Raw genomic sequence first — 17,834 nt, forward strand, 5'->3', positions numbered from 1 at the left:
CAATACCGGAACAGTTTAGAAGTGTACTGGGACAGTTGTCACATTACTCGACCATACAGTGCGGTGTCTGCCCCTGACTGTACTGATTTGCAGGCGATTCGACAGACGTAAAAAAGCCCGGTGCTTGCCGGGCTATGTAATGCAACGCTGCAGGAGCTGACGAGTGCAACGAGGCTGCGATCTTTTGATCTTGTTTTTTTAATCAAAAGCAAAAGATCGCAGGCTTCGCCAGCTCCTACAGGGGGACACGCCCTTAACGGGCGGCGCCGAGCTGGCCTTTTTCATCGGAGAAAACAATTTCCACCCGACGATTCTGCGCCCGCCCACGCTCGGAAGCATTGGCGTCCACCGGGTATTCGTCGCCGTAGCCTTCGACCTGAATGCGCTTGTCGTCGATGCCCAGATCTATCAACACGTCCGCGACCGATTGCGCGCGATCACGAGACAGCTTGAGGTTTTCCTGTTTGCCACCGGTACTGTCGGTGTAACCCTCGATACGCACCACGCGTTTCGGGTTCAACTGCAGGAACTGCACGATCTTCAGCACGACGCGATTGGCCGAGTTTTTCAGCTCCGCTTCACCGGTGTCGAACAGCACATCGCCGAGAGTCATCACCAGCCCACGGTCAGTCTGCGTGGTGGCCAGTGCGACGATCTGTTCTTCCAGCCATTTGCCCTGCTGCTGGACGCTGAGCAACTTGGATTCACGCAGGGCCAGTTGCAAGCGCTGGCGATCCAGTTCCAGTTTCGCCGCGCGCTCTTCGTTGAGCACTTGATTGGTGTGCTCGCGAGCGATTTCGCTGTAGCGCTGGCTCAGATAAGCGTAATGGACCACGTCCGCCCCGCTGCCCCAATAGGTCGACAGGCGATCGGCACGGGCCAGGGATTCACCGGCGCGAATCACGTCTTTCGGTGCGATGCGCAGCACATTGGAATCTTCCTTGACCTTCTGGAAATCGGCGCTGGCCTCTTGCAGTGCGGATTCGCTGTGCTGACCGGCGCAGCCGTACAGGCTGACGCAACCGGCAAGCAGCAGACCGCCGAGTACTTTGGTTTTGAGGCTCATTGGGCATCTCCCAGTTGCTTGCGCAGACGGACGATGCGGGTGTTGAGCACATTCACCTGTTCTTCACTTTTTTGCGTCAGCACTTTGGCTTCGGCCAGACGAGCATCCAGTTCAGCCTGTTCGGCACGCATGCGCGCGTTCCGGTAGGACTCGTCCGCCATGTTGCCTTTGGCGCGGTTGTACTTGGTTTCGGCCAGTTTCATTTCCGGCACTTCGTCGGCGGTGGCGCCAACAGCCTTGGCCTGGATAATGGCTTGTTCGGTCAGGCGCATTTGTTCAACGGGTGCCGGATCGGTCGCGCAACCGGCCAGGGCCAGAACGGCCACAGCCGCGAAAAGAGGTCGAATACTCACTAAGAATCCCTACTGTTTTGGGGCACTGACAGGTTGTTGCGGCTGTTGCTGCTGCGCCTTCCAGCGCTCGATATTGCGTTGCAGCACGGCTTCCGTCAGTCCGGACGCGGGCAATTCTGTCATCTTTTTGGCCAACTGTCCGCGCAACCACGGATCGTTGCACGCCGAGTTGTGCGAAACCGCGAGGAACAGCCCAGGGCGGTCGACCGGCTGTTCGAATGCCAGCAGGTCATTGGCCATACCCAACGCCTGCGCGGCCGCCATGCCCGAGTAGCGGCCGGCGAGAACATATTCCACTTCACCGAGGAGCAATTTCTGCAGGGCCTGAGTCAGGTTAGCTGTCCGCGTCAAAGTAAGATTCTGGTCGGCGAAAACGCCAAATGCCTGGGTCATACGAGACTTTTCCGACAACGCACCGGTGTGCCCATGCAGGTCTTTGGCCTCGCTATAGACCAGTGTCGAGCCTTTACGCGTCCACACCAGATAGTCGTTTTCCAGCAGCGGTGGATAGATGTAGTCGAGGTTTTCCAGCTCATTGAAGGTCAGCGGCGCGTCGGCCAGCATGTCCATGCGCCCGCTGCGCACTTCATCGAGGGCTTGCGAGCGTTTGCCGGCATAGAGCAGTTCGACTTTAACGCCGAGGTCTTTGGCGACTTGTTGCAACAGGTCGGCACTGGCGCCGATCAACTGCTTGGGATTCTGCGGGTCCTGCCACAGGTACGGCGGCGCATCCGGGCTGCCGGTGACGACGAGGCGCTCGCACTTGCCTGCGGCCATGGCCAAACCCGGCAACAGGGCCAATCCCAACAACCATCCGCAGCGCAGATCCATGGCAAAACGCTCCCACTCAAATCCGAGACAAAAAAAAGCCCGACCAAAAGGTCGGGCTCTTTATAAGTGAAGCCGCTGGATTAGACCAGCTTCTCCAGCTCAGGTACTGCTTCGAACAGATCCGCCACGAGACCGTAATCGGCCACCTGGAAGATCGGCGCTTCTTCGTCCTTGTTGATCGCAACGATCACTTTGGAGTCTTTCATGCCGGCCAGGTGCTGGATCGCGCCGGAAATACCGACGGCGATGTACAGCTGTGGCGCAACGATCTTGCCGGTCTGACCGACCTGCATGTCGTTCGGTACGAAACCTGCGTCAACTGCGGCGCGCGAAGCACCCACAGCGGCGCCCAGCTTGTCGGCCAGGGCGTACAGGTGTTTGAAGTTGTCGCCGTTCTGCATGCCGCGGCCGCCGGAAACGACGATCTTGGCAGCGGTCAGCTCTGGACGATCAGACTTGGCCAGCTCTTCGCCGACGAAGCTGGAGATACCAGCGTCGTGCGCAGCGCCAACGGCTTCAACAGCAGCCGAACCACCTTCAGCAGCAACCGGGTCGAAACCGGTGGCACGCACGGTGATCACTTTGATCGCAGCAGTCGATTGCACGGTAGCGATAGCGTTACCGGCGTAGATCGGGCGCTTGAAAGTGTCAGCGCTTTCGACCGAGATGATTTCGGAGATCTGGTCAACGTCCAGCTGCGCGGCAACACGCGGCAGGATGTTTTTGCCGTTGGAAGTCGCGGCAGCCAGGATGTGGCTGTAGCCAGCACCCAGCTCGGCAACCAATGGCGCAACGTTTTCCGGCAGCTGATGCGCGTAAGCGGCGTTGTCAGCGTTGAGGACTTTGCTCACGCCAGCGATTTTCGCAGCGGCTTCAGCCACGGCGCCAGCGCCTTGGCCGGCAACCAGAACGTGGATGTCGCCGCCGATTTTGGCCGCAGCAGCCACGGTGTTCAGTGTGGCCGGGGCCAGCACTTTGTTGTCGTGTTCAGCGATTACCAAGATAGTCATGATTAGATTACCTTCGCTTCGTTTTTCAGTTTCTCGACCAGTTCAGCCACCGACTTGACCTTGATGCCCGCGCTGCGTGCAGCCGGCGCTTCGACTTTCAGGGTCTTGTTGGTGGAGGCGGTGGAAACGCCCAAAGCGTCCGGAGTCAGCACTTCGAGAGGCTTCTTCTTGGCTTTCATGATGTTTGGCAGAGACGCGTAGCGCGGCTCGTTCAAACGCAGGTCGGTGGTGACGATGGCCGGCAGTTTCAGCGAAACCGTCTGCGCGCCGCCGTCGATTTCGCGGGTCACGGCAACGCTGTCGCCAGAGACTTCGACTTTCGAGGCGAACGTGCCCTGGCCGTAGCCGCTCAGTGCAGCGAGCATCTGGCCAGTCTGGTTGTTGTCGCTGTCGATGGCCTGTTTGCCAAGGATCACCAGTTGCGGCTGTTCCTTGTCGACCACAGCCTTGAGCAGCTTGGCGACGGCGAGCGAGGTCAGATCTTCAGCGGATTCGACGAGGATGGCACGGTCGGCACCCAGAGCCAGTGCGGTACGCAGTTGCTCCTGAGCGGTGGTCGGGCCGATGGAGACGACGACGATTTCAGTCGCAACACCTTTCTCTTTCAGGCGTACGGCTTCTTCCACTGCGATTTCGCAGAACGGGTTCATCGACATCTTGACGTTGGCGAGATCGACGCCGGAATTGTCCGCCTTGACGCGAACCTTGACGTTGTAATCCACAACGCGTTTGACAGCTACAAGAACCTTCATGGATTCCTCGTTACTCTCCGGTGAAAAGAAAGTCGCCTAGGCGAACCTGGCGGTTGATGCTCATCAGGCTAAAAGGGCACCTCTAAAAACGCCGACTCGGGTGTCAGGTGGCTGCACGCTGTGAAGACCTGCGACCGTTCGTCAGGGGTGACCGACGGGTCATTGATCTTCACGCTGTGTAAACTGCGCGCCAGATTGCGCTGCGCATCACCTTCTACCGCCTCTGCCCTGTCTTTAGACGTGCTCTTGAAACCGCCAGTCTGCCTACGACGAGCGCAAAACCGCCCGTATCTTGACCGGAACGCCTATTCCGGTCAATACAGCAAAATGACCATTCATAAGCCGCGCTTCTTTGATTTCTCTGGGCTGGAGCCGATTCAAACAAACGTTTGTATTGGACGCTGAGAGTGGTGTAGATATAATGCGCCGCCTAGAGAGAAAGGTCAGTTCTCCAATATTCCCCTTGACGTTAACGTAAAGGAATAGCGGATGCGACATCAAACCTCCAAATTAGAAAAAAAACTGTTGAGCCTTGAGTAGGAGATAGCCTGTGGAACGCGAATACATGGAATTCGACGTGGTCATCGTCGGTGCCGGCCCCGCTGGCCTGTCCGCCGCCTGCCGTCTGAAGCAGAAGGCCGCCGAAGCCGGTAAGGAAATCAGCGTCTGCGTGGTCGAAAAAGGCTCCGAAGTCGGCGCACACATCCTCTCCGGCGCCGTGTTCGAACCACGCGCTCTGAACGAACTGTTCCCGGACTGGAAAGAACTCGGCGCGCCGCTGAATACGCCCGTCACCCGCGATGACATTTTCGTGCTGAAAAACGCCGAAAACGCGCAGAAGATTCCAGACTTCTTTGTGCCCAAGACCATGCACAACGAAGGCAACTACATCATCTCCCTCGGCAACCTGTGCCGCTGGCTGGCCCAGCAGGCCGAAAACCTTGGCGTGGAAATCTACCCAGGCTTCGCCGCTCAGGAAGCGCTGATCGACGAACAAGGCGTGGTTCGCGGGATCATCACCGGTGATCTGGGCGTCGACCGCGAAGGCAATCCGAAAGAAGGCCTGTACACCCCGGGCATGGAACTGCGTGGCAAATACACGCTGTTTGCCGAAGGTTGCCGTGGCCATATCGGCAAGCAACTGATCAAGCGCTACAACCTCGACAGCGACGCCGACGCCCAGCATTACGGCATCGGCCTGAAAGAAATCTGGGAAATCGACCCGGCCAAGCATCAGCCAGGCCTGGTGGTGCACACTGCCGGCTGGCCGCTGGACATCATGGGCACCGAGAACACCGGTGGCTCGTTCCTCTATCACCTGGAAAACAACCAGGTGGTGGTCGGTCTGATCGTTGACCTGTCCTACAGCAACACCTATCTGTCGCCGTTCGACGAGTTCCAGCGCCTCAAGCATCACCCGGTGCTCGCTCAATATCTGGAAGGCGGCAAGCGCATCAGCTACGGCGCGCGCGCCATCTGCAAGGGCGGCCTGAACTCGCTACCGAAAATGGTCTTCAAGGGCGGCGCGCTGATCGGTTGCGACCTCGGCACCCTGAACTTCGCCAAGATCAAAGGCAGCCACACCGCGATGAAGTCGGGCATGCTCGCCGCTGAATCGGTAGCTGACGCACTGTTCGCCGAGAAGGACGGCACCGAAGAGCTGACCACCTACGTCGACGCATTCAAGAAGAGCTGGCTCTACGACGAACTGTTTGCCAGCCGCAACTTCGGCCCAGCGATCCACAAGTTCGGCGCCATCGTCGGCGGTGGTTTCAACTGGCTCGACCAGAACATCTTCGGCGGCAAACTGCCGTTCACCCTGCACGACACCAAGCCGGATTACGCTTGCCTCAAACTCGCGGCCGACTGCAAGAAGATCGACTATCCGAAGCCGGACGGCAAACTCAGCTTCGACAAGCTCAGCTCGGTGTTCATCTCCGGTACCAACCACGAAGAAGAACAGCCTTGCCACCTGAAGCTGACCGACCCGAGCATCCCGATCAGCAAGAACCTGCCGCTGTACGACGAACCGGCGCAGCGCTACTGCCCGGCCGGCGTCTACGAAGTGATCACCAAGGAAGACGGCGAGAAGCGCTTCCAGATCAACGCCCAGAACTGCGTGCACTGCAAGACCTGTGACATCAAGGACCCTTCGCAGAACATCACCTGGGTGACGCCGGAAGGCGCTGGCGGCCCGACTTATCCGAACATGTAAGTCGAAAAGCTGAACAACAAGGCTCCCGAAACGGGGGCCTTTTTGTTGCCCAAAATTCCTCTGACACCACAAAACAACTGTGGGAGCGAGCCTGCTCGCGAAAGCGGTGTGTCATTAACAATGATGTCGACTGATACACCGCCTTCGCGAGCAGGCTCGCTCCCACAGGGGATTTTCGTCGGCTCAAGCCGCGCGCTCGTCACCCGGGCTGCGCTCAAAGTAGCGCTTGTACTCACGGCTGAACTGCGACGTACTCTGATACCCCACCCGATGCGCCACCTGCGCCACACCCAGGCCTTCGGCGACCAGTAACGTCTGCGCCTTGAGCAAACGCAAGCGCTTCAAATACTGCACCGGCGACAACAGCGTGCTGCGTTTGAAATGCTCATGAAACGTCGACACGCTCATGTTCGCGCAACTCGCCAGGGTCTCGACATTCAACGGTTCGGTGTAATGCGCGTGCAGATGACTGATCGACGCCGCGACCCGCGCGAATTGCCCCTGCTGTTCCACCAACGCGCGCAATACATCCGCCTGCGGCCCACGCAATGCCACGAACAACAACTCACGCACCCGCGCCGGCCCGAGAATCTGGCATTCCAGCGGATCGTGCAGGCAACTGAGCAAACGCTCGACACAGCCACGCATGTCATCGTCGAGCACCACCGAGGTCATCGACTCCGGCGTCTGCGCGGGAATATGCCGCCCCGGCGCCAAGCCCATGGCCAACACCAATTCACCGAGCAACACCCGATCAATCGCCACCGACACCCCGAGCAACGGCGCATCCGGCAAGGCAAACGTCTCACACTCGAACGGCACCGGCAGCGCCTGAATCAAGTAATGCCCAGCGCCATACTCCATCGTCCGAGGCCCGAGAAACGCCAGTTTGCTGCCTTGGGCGATGATCATCAGGCTCGGCTCATAAATGTGCGGGCCACGGGCGACGTCGCAACTGGCACGCAATACCTGCACACCGGGCAACCCGGTCTGGGAGTAACCGTCGCGCAGCGCCAGCGGTTCGATCAACGAAACCAGACGCGCATTGGCATCAAGATGACGGGTCAATTGCATCAAATTGTTCTTCACAAAAAATCACGAAAATAAGGGATGAAAGCATCATGGCAGATCCTTTTGCCAATGCGACCGATCAAACCCGCATGCCGGAGGATTAGGCATGAGACCCGGAGGAATCGTCATGGCCGGACCGTCACTCGACGCCCAGAATGCGCCGCCTCAACTGTCACTGCTTTCGCGAGGTTCACCATGTATACCGCCATCGGCTATGCCGCCCAATCGGCCACCACTCCCCTCGCCCCGATGAAATTCGAACGTCGCAGCCCGCGCGCCGACGACGTAGCGATCGAGATTCTGTATTGCGGCGTCTGCCACTCCGATATCCACCAGGCGCGCAACGAATGGGGCATCGCCGTTTACCCGTTGATGCCCGGCCACGAGATCGTCGGAAAAGTCACCGCGATCGGTGCGAATGTCACTCAGCACAAAGTAGGCGATCTGGTCGGTGTCGGCTGTATGGTCGACTCTTGCCGCACCTGCGAAGCCTGTCAGCAGAACCTTGAGCAATACTGTCTCGAAGGTCCGACCATGACCTACGCCACGCCGGATCGGGTCGATGGCAGCAACACCATGGGCGGCTACTCGGACAGCATCGTCGTCAGCGAACACTTCGTTGTGCGCATTCCGGAAAAACTGGCCCTGGCCAGCGCTGCGCCGATCCTCTGCGCCGGCATCACCACCTACTCGCCGCTCAAGCACTACGGCGTCAAGGCTGGCGACAAGGTCGGGATTCTCGGCATGGGCGGTCTGGGCCACATGGGCATCAAGTTCGCCAAGGCCATGGGCGCCGAAGTGACGCTGTTCACGCGCTCGGCGAGCAAGGCTGAAGAAGGTCGTCGTCAGGGCGCCGATCACGTGATCGTTTCCACCGACGCTGAACAGATGAAAGCGGCTGCCGGTTACTTCGACTTCCTGCTCGACACCATTCCGGTGCAGCACGATTTGAATCCGTACCTCGACACCCTGCGCTTTGACGGCGTGCACATTCTGGTCGGTCTGATCGAACCGATCGATCCACCGGTGCACGCCGGCAAACTGGTGATGAGCCGTCGCGTATTGGCCGGTTCGTTGATCGGTGGCGTCGCTGAAACTCAGGAAGTGCTGGATTTCTGCGCCGAGCACAACATCACCTGCGACATCGAAATGCTCGACATCCGCCAGATCAACGAGGCTTATGCGCGCATGATCGCCGGTGATGTGAAGTACCGTTTCGTGATCGACATGGCGACGCTCAAGGTTTAAGCCTGCCCCTTATACCTTCAGGCCGAGCTCCGCCGACAGCCGGGCTGTGACCCCTTTGATCAGGGGAATCAGCTCGGCCATTTTTTCCAGCGGCATGTACGGCACGGTGCTGGCGATGCTGATCGCCGCGACAATGCCCTTGCTCGCATCACGAATCGGCGCCGCCACACAACGGATCGACGGCTCGTTGTCTTCCAGATCGAAGGCGTAGCCACCGGCGACGTACTCGGTCATGCGCTGCTCTAGCTGTTCCCACGACTGTTGGGGATGCTGCGGCCAGAACTGACTTTTCCCACCTGCCGGCAGACTGATGTCGTACAGCCGTTGCCAATCTTTCGGCGAATCATCGAGCATCAACGCCTTGCCAATCCCGGTGCGCGCCAGCGGCATGCGATGGCCGACCCGCGAACGCATTTCCGGGCCATTGCGCCCCGGATTCTTCAGCAGATACAGCACCTCATCGCCTTCACGAATGCCTAAGTGCACGGTGTCACCGGTCAGCGCCGACAACTCGTCCAGATACGGCCCGGCCAGGCTCACCAACGGCAATTCTTCACGAGCCTGAAAACCCAGCTCGATCAGCTTCGGCCCGAGCAGATAACCGACTTGCGGCACCACGCGCAGAAAGCGCTCGTCGACCAGGCAACTGGCCAGACGATGGGTGGTGCTGCGCGTGGTGCCGATCAGCCGGGCAATCTCCTTGAGATCGCGGGCGCCACTGGCCACCGCTTGCACCACACCGAGGCCGCGCAACAGCGTTTGCGTGCCGGTGGGCGCGGCGTCCTTGGTTTTTTCCGGAGCGTCTTCCTGCATATCCAGCCTTTACTGTTGAGCGAGGGAACGGGCGGCATTATGGTCGCCCGACGCAGACCACTACAACTCGATACGCTCGACCTTGCCGACCAGCAGCACATAGGACAATGCGCCGACCAAGGCGAGCACCGCGATGTAGGTGATCGCCGGCGCGAACGAATCGCCGCTGGCGAGGAAACCGATCACGATCGGCGTGGCAATTGCCGACAGATTGCCGATGAAGTTGAACACCCCGCCGGTCAGCCCGAGCAAACGTGCCGGTGCCAGCGTCGACACCAGTGACCAGGTGATCGAGGCCAGGCCATTACCGAAAAATGCCAGCGCCAGAAAAGCAATCACCAGCGGCGTCGACTCGACGAAGTTGGCGCCGATGATCGAGGTGGAAATCAGCAGTCCGCCAATGATCGGCAACTTGCGCGCGAAACCGACGGTGCAGCCGCGACGAATCAGGAAATCGGAAAAGAACCCCGAGCACAGCACACCAATGAACGCAGCAAGAAACGGCAGCGACGCCAACAGGCCGGACTTGATGAAGTCCATGCCGCGATACTTCACCAGATAAGTCGGGAACCACGTGAGGAAAAACCACAGCGTCGAGTTCAGGCAGAACTGGCCGAGATAGATGCCCCACAACTTGCGTTTGGTGAGGACGATGCCGAGATCGGCCCAGCTGAATTTGGCTTTGACCTTGGCGGACTCTTGCTGAATATCGACCAAGCCACCGCCCTCGCGAATCAGGTCGATTTCCGCTTCGTTGGCCCCTTTGAAATCCCGTGGCTCGCGATACACCGCGTACCAGATCGCCGCCCAGATGATGCCCACCGCGCCAGTTGCGACGAAGACCATGTGCCAGCCAAATTCGTGTTGCAACCAGGCCAGTACCGGGGTGAGGAATGCCAGGCCGACGAACTGCCCTGAAGTGTAGAAACCAATCGCCGTGGCGCGCTCACGCTCGGGAAACCACGTCGTGACTACGCGGCTGTTGATTGGATAAGCCGGGGCCTCCAGTGCACCGACCGCCATGCGCAGCACGAACAACGCGATGAAACTGGCGGCGAAACCGAGCATCACCGTGGCCAGCGACCACAGCAGCAGCGCGACGCTATAGAGGATGCGCGGCGGCACGCGATCGACCAGCCAGCCGCCGGGGATCTGCATGGCGGCGTAGGTCCAGCCAAACGCGGAAAAGATCAGGCCGACGTGAATCGGATCGATGCCCAGCTCACTGGTCAGCGCCGGCGCGGCAATCGACAGATTGCTGCGGTCGAGGTAATTGATGACCACGGTGATAAACAGCAACACCATGATGAAAAACCGCTTGCGGCTGGGCGTGACTAAAGACGCCTGCCCGGTGAGGGTTTGCGGTTGCATGGAGAGAGCCTCTTTTTATGTTTATTGAGGTCGGCCTGAGGCCTGCACTGCACCCTGTGGGAGCGAGCCTGCTCGCGAAGACGGCGGCACATCCGGCCTCAATGTGACTGACCTGCCGCATTCGCGAGCAGGCTCGCTCCCACAGGGGGTTGTGGTGTGTCAGAGACAAATCACCACTCGGCAAAACTGCCATCGGCATGGCGCCAGATCGGGTTGCGCCAGCGGTGGCCGACTGCCGCACGCTCAATCACGTATTCTTCGTTGATCTCGATGCCCAACCCCGGTCCGTTTGGAATCTTCACGAAACCTTTGTCGTAATCGAACACCCGCGGATCCTTGACGTAGTCGAGCAAGTCGTTGCTCTCGTTGTAATGGATGCCCAGGCTTTGCTCCTGGATAAACGCGTTGTAACAAGCCGCGTCCAGTTGCAAACACGCCGCCAGCGCAATCGGCCCCAGCGGGCAATGCAGCGCCAGCGCGACGTCGTAGGCTTCGGCCATGTTGGCGATCTTGCGGGTTTCGGTGATGCCGCCGGCGTGGGACGCATCTGGCTGGATGATGTCGACGTAACCTTCGCTCAACACGCGTTTAAAGTCCCAGCGCGAGAACAGGCGCTCGCCGAGGGCAATCGGTGTGCTGGTCAGCGGCGCCAGTTCTTTTAGCGCTTCGTAGTTCTCGCTGAGCACCGGCTCTTCGATAAACATCAGTTTGTACGGATCGAGTTCCTTCATCAGCACCTTGGCCATCGGCTTGTGCACGCGGCCATGGAAGTCGACGCCGATGCCGACGTTAGGGCCGACCGCGTCACGCACGGCGGCGACGTTGGCCAGCGCCAGATCGACTTTCTCGAAGGAATCGAGGAACTGCAGCTCTTCGGTGCCGTTCATTTTCACCGCAGTGAAACCACGGCTCACCGCCTCTTTCGCCGCACGCGCGGTGTCGGCCGGACGGTCGCCACCGATCCACGAATACACACGAATCTTGTCACGCACCTGACCACCAAGCAGATCACTCACCGACACCCCGAGCGCCTTGCCCTTGATGTCCCACAGCGCCTGGTCGATACCGGCCAGCGCGCTCATGTGGATCGCGCCGCCACGGTAGAAACCGCCGCGATAGAGCACGGTCCAGATGTCTTCGATATTGCGTGGGTCTTTGCCGATCAGGTAGTCGGACAATTCTTCGACGGCAGCGGCGACGGTGTGCGCGCGCCCTTCAACGACAGGCTCGCCCCAACCGGTCACGCCCTCGTCGGTTTCGACCTTGAGGAAGCACCAGCGCGGCGGAACGATGAAGGTGGTGAGTTTGGTGATTTTCATCTCTGCTCTCTTTTGTAAATGCAGCTCTTATTAGATGCAGCGCACACAGCGCCAAAAAGTCTTAGCGAAGGGCCTTCCACGCGGCCACATAGGCCTTGGCATTCACCGCCACTTGCTCCGGCGTCATGCCCGGTTTGAACAGGCCGGAGCCGAGGCCGAAACCTTTCACGCCGGCATCGATAAACGCCTGCATGTTGTCCGGCGTGATGCCGCCGACCGGTGCCAGCACCGTGCCGGACGGCAACACCGCGAGCCAGGCTTTGACGACCGCCGGGCCCATCTGCTCGGCCGGGAACAGCTTGAGAATGTCCGCGCCCTCCTCCAGTGCCGCGAAGGCTTCGGTCGGCGTCGCAACGCCGGGCGACAAAAACAGCCCCGCCGCTTTCGCTGCGCGCAACACCTTGGCGTCGCTGTGCGGCATGACGATCACCTGGCCGCCGGCTTCTTTGACCAATTCGACCTGTTCCGGCGTCAGCACCGTGCCGGCACCGATCAGGCAATCGGCGGGCAAGGAATTGCGCAGGATGCGGATACTTTCGTACGGCGAAGGGGAATTGAGCGGTACTTCGATGACGCGAAATCCGGCGGTATACAGGACTTCTCCGACAGCGCCAGCTTCCTGCGGGTGCAGGCCACGCAGGATCGCGATCAGACCGTTTTGCGCCAATGCTTGCTTGAGCATGTCAGGCCTCCAGTCAGGGTTAACGGGATGAGGAATCGATCAGTCCGGCAGCCAGCGCCAGTTGCCACAGGCCACGTTCGGTAGCCTGCTCGGCCAGCGTCACGTTGGCGAAACCACAGGCATCGAGGGCGCGGCGGTAACGCACACAGAGTTGCGCGTTGCCAATAAGGATGATCGAAGGGAGATTCGTCTTCTTGCAGCGACGGCGCTGAACCGTGGCAAGGGCCGCCAGTTCATGCCCGATCATCAGGCCGGACAGATAATCTGCCTGCGCCGTCGGGCTGAGTTCACCGGTCAGGCCCAGGGTGCGGGCGCTGAACAAGGTCGACAGCACGCCCAGCTCACCGTCCGCCGACTGCGCAATCTGCACGCCACGGTCAAACGCCTGAACATCGAACGCTGCGCCTTGCTTCAGGGTGCGGCCGAGAATGCTGTGTTCACTGAGCACGGCGAATACTTCGCCGGTCATGAACGTATCGAAATGGGTGATGCAGCCATCGACCACTTCGACCCATTTCGAGTGACTGCCCGGCAGGCCGATCAACAGATCAGCGCCCGCCTCGTCCGGAAAACTTTGCAACACGCCAAGCACTTGGGTTTCTTCGCCGCGCATCACGTTCGGCAGACGCGAACGCTGAATCACCCCCGGCACGATGTGCACGAGAGTGCCGCGCAGGCTGGTAATTGTTTGTAGGGAGTTTCCGAGATTGGCGACATTCGCCGGCGTCTCGCAGTAGGCCGCCTCACGCCAGCCCTGCGCGCTGCCGACCATACCGCAAGCGATCACCGGCAGATTCGGCTGCGCATCGAGCCAGTCGCCGCACGCCTCGTCGAAGGCCAGTTCAAAACCATCGGCGCATTCGCAACCATTGATGACACGCGGGGCCTTGGGCAACTGCATGATGCCGGACGACAGCGCGCGCTGCTCCAGCACCACACCGCCCGCGGCGAGTTTGTAAGCACGTAATGAGGTCGTCCCCCAGTCGAGCGCGATCAATTGCGCCAGCATCGCTTCACCTGTTTTGTTTTTGGCAGTGAGTGCGACGGACTATAGACCTCTCAAACGACAAATCTCAATATGTAATTTTGCATCCCACATTATGGGATAAAAGGACGTAGAAAAAATTCGTGCGCCGATCCCCCTGTATGCCGGTCGTCGATGATGAAAAAGCAGGCGCTCAGTACTATTGAGCAGGTCCAGATTTCAATAAATCTGCGCTGGGAATATGCATAACATTGGAGAAGTAAGTCTTATAGGTAGTGGAGTGCACTCTGAACACGCAAGAAATAGCGTCTCTGGCAGTCAAAAACGGAGCCAACGTTTCGCCCTTGAGGCGTCTTTCTTCACCCTTACCATCCACCGACTCGTCAAAAATAACATCTGCGCGGTAGAGCAGCGAATTAGCGGAAAGCCTTTCTACAAACCCAAACCCGGATTGCTTTATTTGATGCGACTGAGAAAAATCCAAATCATCCGTTAATGAGCATATAAGCCCCTGCCCAATAGACGATTTAAACAACCCTAGAAGCTCTACATCCGACGAAAAGTAAACTTGATAAATCCCTGTATTGCGAAGCCTCTCAGTCTTTGTGTATTCCAAGTTAGCGACAGGCCGACCATGATTCAAGGAGCAGGCGGAAGCCATCAATATCAAAACCAATAAACTTAGCATCCTCATTAGAACTACCCCTTGGTTCGCTTCAAAATGGATTCCCTTAAAATCTGCCGAGCAGACTTTCCACCGGGCAACTCCCGATCGAACATGAAATTGGCATCTGCGTGATTGATATCAAGGCGCCCCATGACATTCGGCCCCTCGGTGACTTCCCATTGTTCGCCAAAGTCAGCCACGAGGTCGGATAAATTCCAATCGACGGCAGCTGCCCGAATGTTTACCCAATACTCCGCTTTAGGCTTTGGTATTTGCCTGTATATTTTCGAAATACCGCACACAATTTTGCCGTGACCTACAGGGTCTAAAGTAATCAACATTTTTACTTTATACCCACGATCGGTCAAAACAGCAGAGAGGTGCGCACCATTCCAGCCGCCGAGACTATGACCAATAATATAAACAGCCGTACTACAATTTGAAATTTTCCCGATTACATTTTTTCCCAGATCCTCTTCACTCATAAACGCGTTATAGCCAAGAGGCAATGTAGTACAAAACTTTTGAACCTCCAGTTTTTCAATGTCCGCATCGACCATCTTGCGAACATAATCAACATTGTGGTTCGGCCCATCAACATAATACCTTTCCTGATCCCCAGCCCCGCCAACAAGAAAAACCATTACATCTCGCATTGCTACCGCCACCTGCTTGACCGACTGATCAGTTTTACAAGTAAGCGTATGAGTCACTGGTTCTTTCTTTGCCACTGGTGCCGCTGGGGTTTCTGCGGTAGCACTTCCATCTGCCATGTCCGTCACTCCACAAACAGTTTAATAGTTTCAGCCAAGTGCGAACTGACGGTATGGGTGAACCCGAGAGCATCCGTAACGCCTGGCTCCTCACTGCCGTCACCACGCTGGATGGTATAGGGGTGGTATGGCACAGGCTCTCCATCTGCTTCATTCACGACTTGCAACCTGTCAGTAAAATGCACCGGCATCGGCAACAACCCACTAAACGCCGCCCCTCCGCCACTCTGGCCAATAATCACCGTCCCGGAGCCGCCGACCACGACATTGCCGTGCCCGCCGGTGCTATCAAGGGTGGCTGCGTTCAAGCCGTTGATGAACACAGTGCCGGAGACAGCGCCGGTAATCGGACTGCCACACGCAGATTTATCAGTCATACGTGCAGCAGCAAGACCGTCGAAGAAGACGTCGGGCGAGCCGGAAACGATCGGGTTGGTGCCATGGCCCGGCAACGGGCAGGCGGTCGGGTCGGTGATGCGTGCGGCGGGCTTACCACTCAATTCAAAGCTCCTTGCTTCAGAGGTTCCGGATGCGGCTGATGGATATCGATGTCGGTCGCGGCGAAGCGCCAGCGGTTTTCGACGGGGTCGAACAGCGCGTGGCAATGCTCACGGCTGTCTGGGGATGCAGCGCTTTGCAGATGTCGCCAGGCTTCATCGACGTGCCACGCCAGCTCGGCAGGCGTCGCATCGTCCAGCTCGTTGAGCCAAGCGTTGTAGTTGCGCAGGTGATTTCGCTCGTACGTTGATTGCAGCAGATCGGCCATTTGCGTGCCGAGGTCGAGATGATGTCCGGCCGTCCATTGACCGATCTCGGAATAGACGTACCAGCCCATCGGCATCAACGCGCCATCCTTGAGCAGCGAATGCCCGACAGGGGCGACGAAACCGCAACAGATGTGCAGCATCAACCAGCCTTGATGTGCGTCGATAAACGCCGTTGGATCGAAGGTGCGCAACGGTATCACGCGGTAACCGTCGAGCCCGGCACTGCGCGTCATCAACTCGCATCAAGGCATGAAACGAACGCACGAATGGCGGTACCGCCCGTACGGTTTGTCATACAGAGAATGTCCACCGGTTGCCGCTTGGCGTTGTCGCTGGAACCCGAGTTTTTCACCAGGCCGTAAAGGCGCATTGACGCCCGAAGTCCGCTCATCGCCGGTCATTCGTTGACGCAGCGATGGCTCCACGGGCGTGGAGAAGTTGTGCCAGAAGCATTGCAGGTGTCGTCCGTGAGTGCGCAAAAATGGCGCGTAGAATGCCGGACCAGAGCACTCGCGGCAATCGAATCAGTACTGGATTGCCATCACTGTCTTCAGCCTTCGGCAAACTCACGCAGGACCTTGCCGTCCATGCGGTATCGCACCCACTCTTCCTGAGGTTGCGCGCCGAGGGATTTATAGAACTCGATGGCCGGGGTGTTCCAGTCCAGCACGCTCCACTCGAAGCGGCCGCAGTCGTTGTCGCAGGCGATTTTCGCCAGGTGGCGCAGCAGGGTTTTGCCGGCTCCGCCGCCGCGTTGTTCGGGGGTGATGTAGAGGTCTTCGAGGTACAGGCAATTGCTGCCCAGCCAGGTCGAATAGCTGAAGAAAAACACCGCGAAACCGATCGGCACGCCGTCGCGCAGGCAGATCAGCCCGTGAGCGGTAGCGCCTTCGCCGAACAGACTGCGCTCGATGTCGGCGACGCTGGCGATGACTTCGTGGCGGGCCTTTTCGAAATCGGCGAGTTCAGTGATGAAGGCGAGGATTTGCGGCGCATCGCTGGGGGTCGCCGGGCGGATGTCGATCGTCATGGACGGGCCTTGTCGGAAAAAGGAAAACGCCATACTAAGGCGGTGAGCGGCGCTCGTCACATGGCAAAACACACACTACCCTGCGCAATGTTGCAAACACTGCAGTTTCCTGTGGAACTTCGACAATCTGAAAGGATGCTTATGAACCTTGAGTTTTTTACCCCCGTGGAGGCACTGGCAGCAGAGTTACTGCCGCACGCTTTGGAACCGTCCGACGACGGCGCCCACGATCTCGCGCACCTTCAGCGTGTCTGGCACAACGTGCGTACGCTTCATGTAGAAGAAGGTGGTGATCTTGAGGTGTTGCTCGCTGCCGTGCTGCTGCACGATTGTGTAGCCGTCGAAAAGAACTCGCCGCTGCGCGCGCAAGCCTCGCGACTGGCGGCTGAAAAGGCTTCGGCAGTGCTCGCCGCTCTGGACTGGCCCGAAGAAAAAATCACGGCCGTGGTTCACGCCATCGAAGCCCACAGTTTCTCCGCCAACATCGCCCCACGCACCCTCGAAGCAAAAATCGTCCAGGACGCCGACCGGCTCGACTCACTGGGCATGCTTGGCGTCGCCCGCACTTTCTACATCGCCGGGCGCATGGGGTCGGCGCTGTACGACGCGCAGGATCCCGAAGCGAAACAACGCGATTACGACGACAAGCGGTTTTGCCTCGATCATTTCCAGACCAAACTGCTGCACCTCGCCGACGGTTTCCAGACCGCCGCCGGCCAGCGTCTGGCGCAAGTCCGTCATCAACGCCTGAAGGGTTTCATGGAGCAGTTCAAGGAAGAGATTGGCATCGTTTAAGCCGTTACTCCGGCGTGCGCTGAACCTGACTTCGCCAACATCAGACCTAACCCGCTCACCTGGCGTGTTAAACAGACGACGCTGAA

Annotated in this window: 19 protein-coding genes; 3 read left to right on the top strand and 16 right to left on the bottom strand. The window is 58.7% G+C overall.

Annotated elements, in window-relative coordinates; translation table 11 throughout:
- Positions 1-253 precede the first annotated feature (253 nt).
- The 5 genes from P3G59_RS20835 to P3G59_RS20855 all read right to left on the bottom strand — a co-directional run bounded on the left by P3G59_RS20835 (position 254) and on the right by P3G59_RS20855 (position 4,012).
- The gene (locus tag P3G59_RS20835; protein ID WP_277758790.1) at positions 254-1,066 is read right to left on the bottom strand and encodes an OmpA family protein; all 813 of its coding nucleotides are present in this window, start codon (positions 1,064-1,066) and stop codon (positions 254-256) included.
- The gene (locus P3G59_RS20840; RefSeq protein WP_277758791.1) at positions 1,063-1,419 is read right to left on the bottom strand and encodes a DUF4398 domain-containing protein; all 357 of its coding nucleotides are present in this window, start codon (positions 1,417-1,419) and stop codon (positions 1,063-1,065) included. Before P3G59_RS20840 ends, P3G59_RS20835 begins: the two co-directional genes overlap by 4 nt.
- Before the next feature lie 9 nt (positions 1,420-1,428).
- Positions 1,429-2,250, bottom strand: a complete 822-nt coding sequence (locus tag P3G59_RS20845; protein ID WP_277758792.1) for a transporter substrate-binding domain-containing protein — start codon at positions 2,248-2,250, stop codon at positions 1,429-1,431.
- An 80-nt stretch (positions 2,251-2,330) separates the two neighbouring features.
- Positions 2,331-3,260 (bottom strand): FAD-binding protein, encoded by a 930-nt coding sequence (locus P3G59_RS20850; protein WP_277758793.1) that lies wholly within the window; start codon positions 3,258-3,260, stop codon positions 2,331-2,333.
- Positions 3,261-3,262: 2 nt separating this feature from the next.
- Positions 3,263-4,012 (bottom strand): electron transfer flavoprotein subunit beta/FixA family protein, encoded by a 750-nt coding sequence (locus P3G59_RS20855; RefSeq protein ID WP_007908338.1) that lies wholly within the window; start codon positions 4,010-4,012, stop codon positions 3,263-3,265.
- A 550-nt stretch (positions 4,013-4,562) separates the two neighbouring features.
- On the opposite strand from P3G59_RS20855, the gene P3G59_RS20860 reads away from it, so the two are divergent.
- The gene (locus tag P3G59_RS20860; RefSeq protein WP_016985998.1) at positions 4,563-6,227 is read left to right on the top strand and encodes an electron transfer flavoprotein-ubiquinone oxidoreductase; all 1,665 of its coding nucleotides are present in this window, start codon (positions 4,563-4,565) and stop codon (positions 6,225-6,227) included.
- A 183-nt stretch (positions 6,228-6,410) separates the two neighbouring features.
- Here P3G59_RS20860 and P3G59_RS20865 read toward each other — a convergent pair whose 3' ends face one another.
- Entirely contained in the window at positions 6,411-7,301 is an 891-nt protein-coding gene (locus tag P3G59_RS20865; RefSeq protein WP_277758795.1) for an AraC family transcriptional regulator, read from the bottom strand.
- Between the two features lie 192 nt (positions 7,302-7,493).
- Between P3G59_RS20865 and P3G59_RS20870 the strand changes: the two genes are divergently transcribed.
- The gene (locus tag P3G59_RS20870) at positions 7,494-8,546 is read left to right on the top strand and encodes an NAD(P)-dependent alcohol dehydrogenase (protein WP_277758796.1); all 1,053 of its coding nucleotides are present in this window, start codon (positions 7,494-7,496) and stop codon (positions 8,544-8,546) included.
- Between the two features lie 9 nt (positions 8,547-8,555).
- Here P3G59_RS20870 and P3G59_RS20875 read toward each other — a convergent pair whose 3' ends face one another.
- The 10 genes from P3G59_RS20875 to P3G59_RS20920 all read right to left on the bottom strand — a co-directional run bounded on the left by P3G59_RS20875 (position 8,556) and on the right by P3G59_RS20920 (position 16,953).
- The gene (locus tag P3G59_RS20875; protein WP_277758797.1) at positions 8,556-9,359 is read right to left on the bottom strand and encodes an IclR family transcriptional regulator; all 804 of its coding nucleotides are present in this window, start codon (positions 9,357-9,359) and stop codon (positions 8,556-8,558) included.
- 60 nt (positions 9,360-9,419) lie between these two features.
- Positions 9,420-10,730, bottom strand: a complete 1,311-nt coding sequence (locus tag P3G59_RS20880) for an MFS transporter (protein ID WP_277758798.1) — start codon at positions 10,728-10,730, stop codon at positions 9,420-9,422.
- A gap of 170 nt (positions 10,731-10,900) precedes the next feature.
- On the bottom strand, positions 10,901-12,049 hold the full coding sequence (gene dgoD / locus P3G59_RS20885; protein ID WP_201230986.1) for a galactonate dehydratase: 1,149 nt from the start codon (positions 12,047-12,049) through the stop codon (positions 10,901-10,903).
- Positions 12,050-12,110: 61 nt separating this feature from the next.
- Positions 12,111-12,731, bottom strand: a complete 621-nt coding sequence (locus tag P3G59_RS20890; protein ID WP_277758799.1) for a 2-dehydro-3-deoxy-6-phosphogalactonate aldolase — start codon at positions 12,729-12,731, stop codon at positions 12,111-12,113.
- Positions 12,732-12,750: 19 nt separating this feature from the next.
- Positions 12,751-13,740, bottom strand: coding sequence for a 2-dehydro-3-deoxygalactonokinase (locus P3G59_RS20895; protein WP_277758800.1), 990 nt, complete (start codon positions 13,738-13,740; stop codon positions 12,751-12,753).
- Between the two features lie 175 nt (positions 13,741-13,915).
- Positions 13,916-14,410, bottom strand: coding sequence for a hypothetical protein (locus tag P3G59_RS20900; RefSeq protein WP_277758801.1), 495 nt, complete (start codon positions 14,408-14,410; stop codon positions 13,916-13,918).
- Positions 14,411-14,415: 5 nt separating this feature from the next.
- Positions 14,416-15,156 (bottom strand): alpha/beta hydrolase, encoded by a 741-nt coding sequence (locus P3G59_RS20905; RefSeq protein ID WP_277758802.1) that lies wholly within the window; start codon positions 15,154-15,156, stop codon positions 14,416-14,418.
- 5 nt (positions 15,157-15,161) lie between these two features.
- Positions 15,162-15,656 carry a PAAR domain-containing protein gene (locus P3G59_RS20910; protein WP_277758803.1) on the bottom strand — a complete coding sequence of 165 codons (495 nt, stop codon included), beginning with the start codon at positions 15,654-15,656 and terminating at the stop codon, positions 15,162-15,164.
- On the bottom strand, positions 15,653-16,156 hold the full coding sequence (locus P3G59_RS20915) for a hypothetical protein (RefSeq protein WP_277758804.1): 504 nt from the start codon (positions 16,154-16,156) through the stop codon (positions 15,653-15,655). The genes P3G59_RS20910 and P3G59_RS20915 overlap by 4 nt, the downstream gene beginning before the upstream one ends.
- Before the next feature lie 317 nt (positions 16,157-16,473).
- A complete protein-coding gene (locus P3G59_RS20920; RefSeq protein ID WP_277758805.1) occupies positions 16,474-16,953 on the bottom strand; it encodes a GNAT family N-acetyltransferase in 480 nt (159 codons plus the stop codon).
- Positions 16,954-17,094: 141 nt separating this feature from the next.
- Here P3G59_RS20920 and P3G59_RS20925 point away from each other — a divergent pair, with 141 nt between their 5' ends.
- Complete coding sequence (locus P3G59_RS20925; RefSeq protein WP_277758806.1) at positions 17,095-17,748, top strand: HD domain-containing protein; 654 nt, start codon at positions 17,095-17,097, stop codon at positions 17,746-17,748.
- Positions 17,749-17,834: the final 86 nt, after the last annotated feature.

Origin of the sequence: Pseudomonas sp. A34-9 (assembly GCF_029543085.1) — a bacterium.
In the GTDB taxonomy this organism is placed as follows: Bacteria; Pseudomonadota; Gammaproteobacteria; order Pseudomonadales; family Pseudomonadaceae; genus Aquipseudomonas.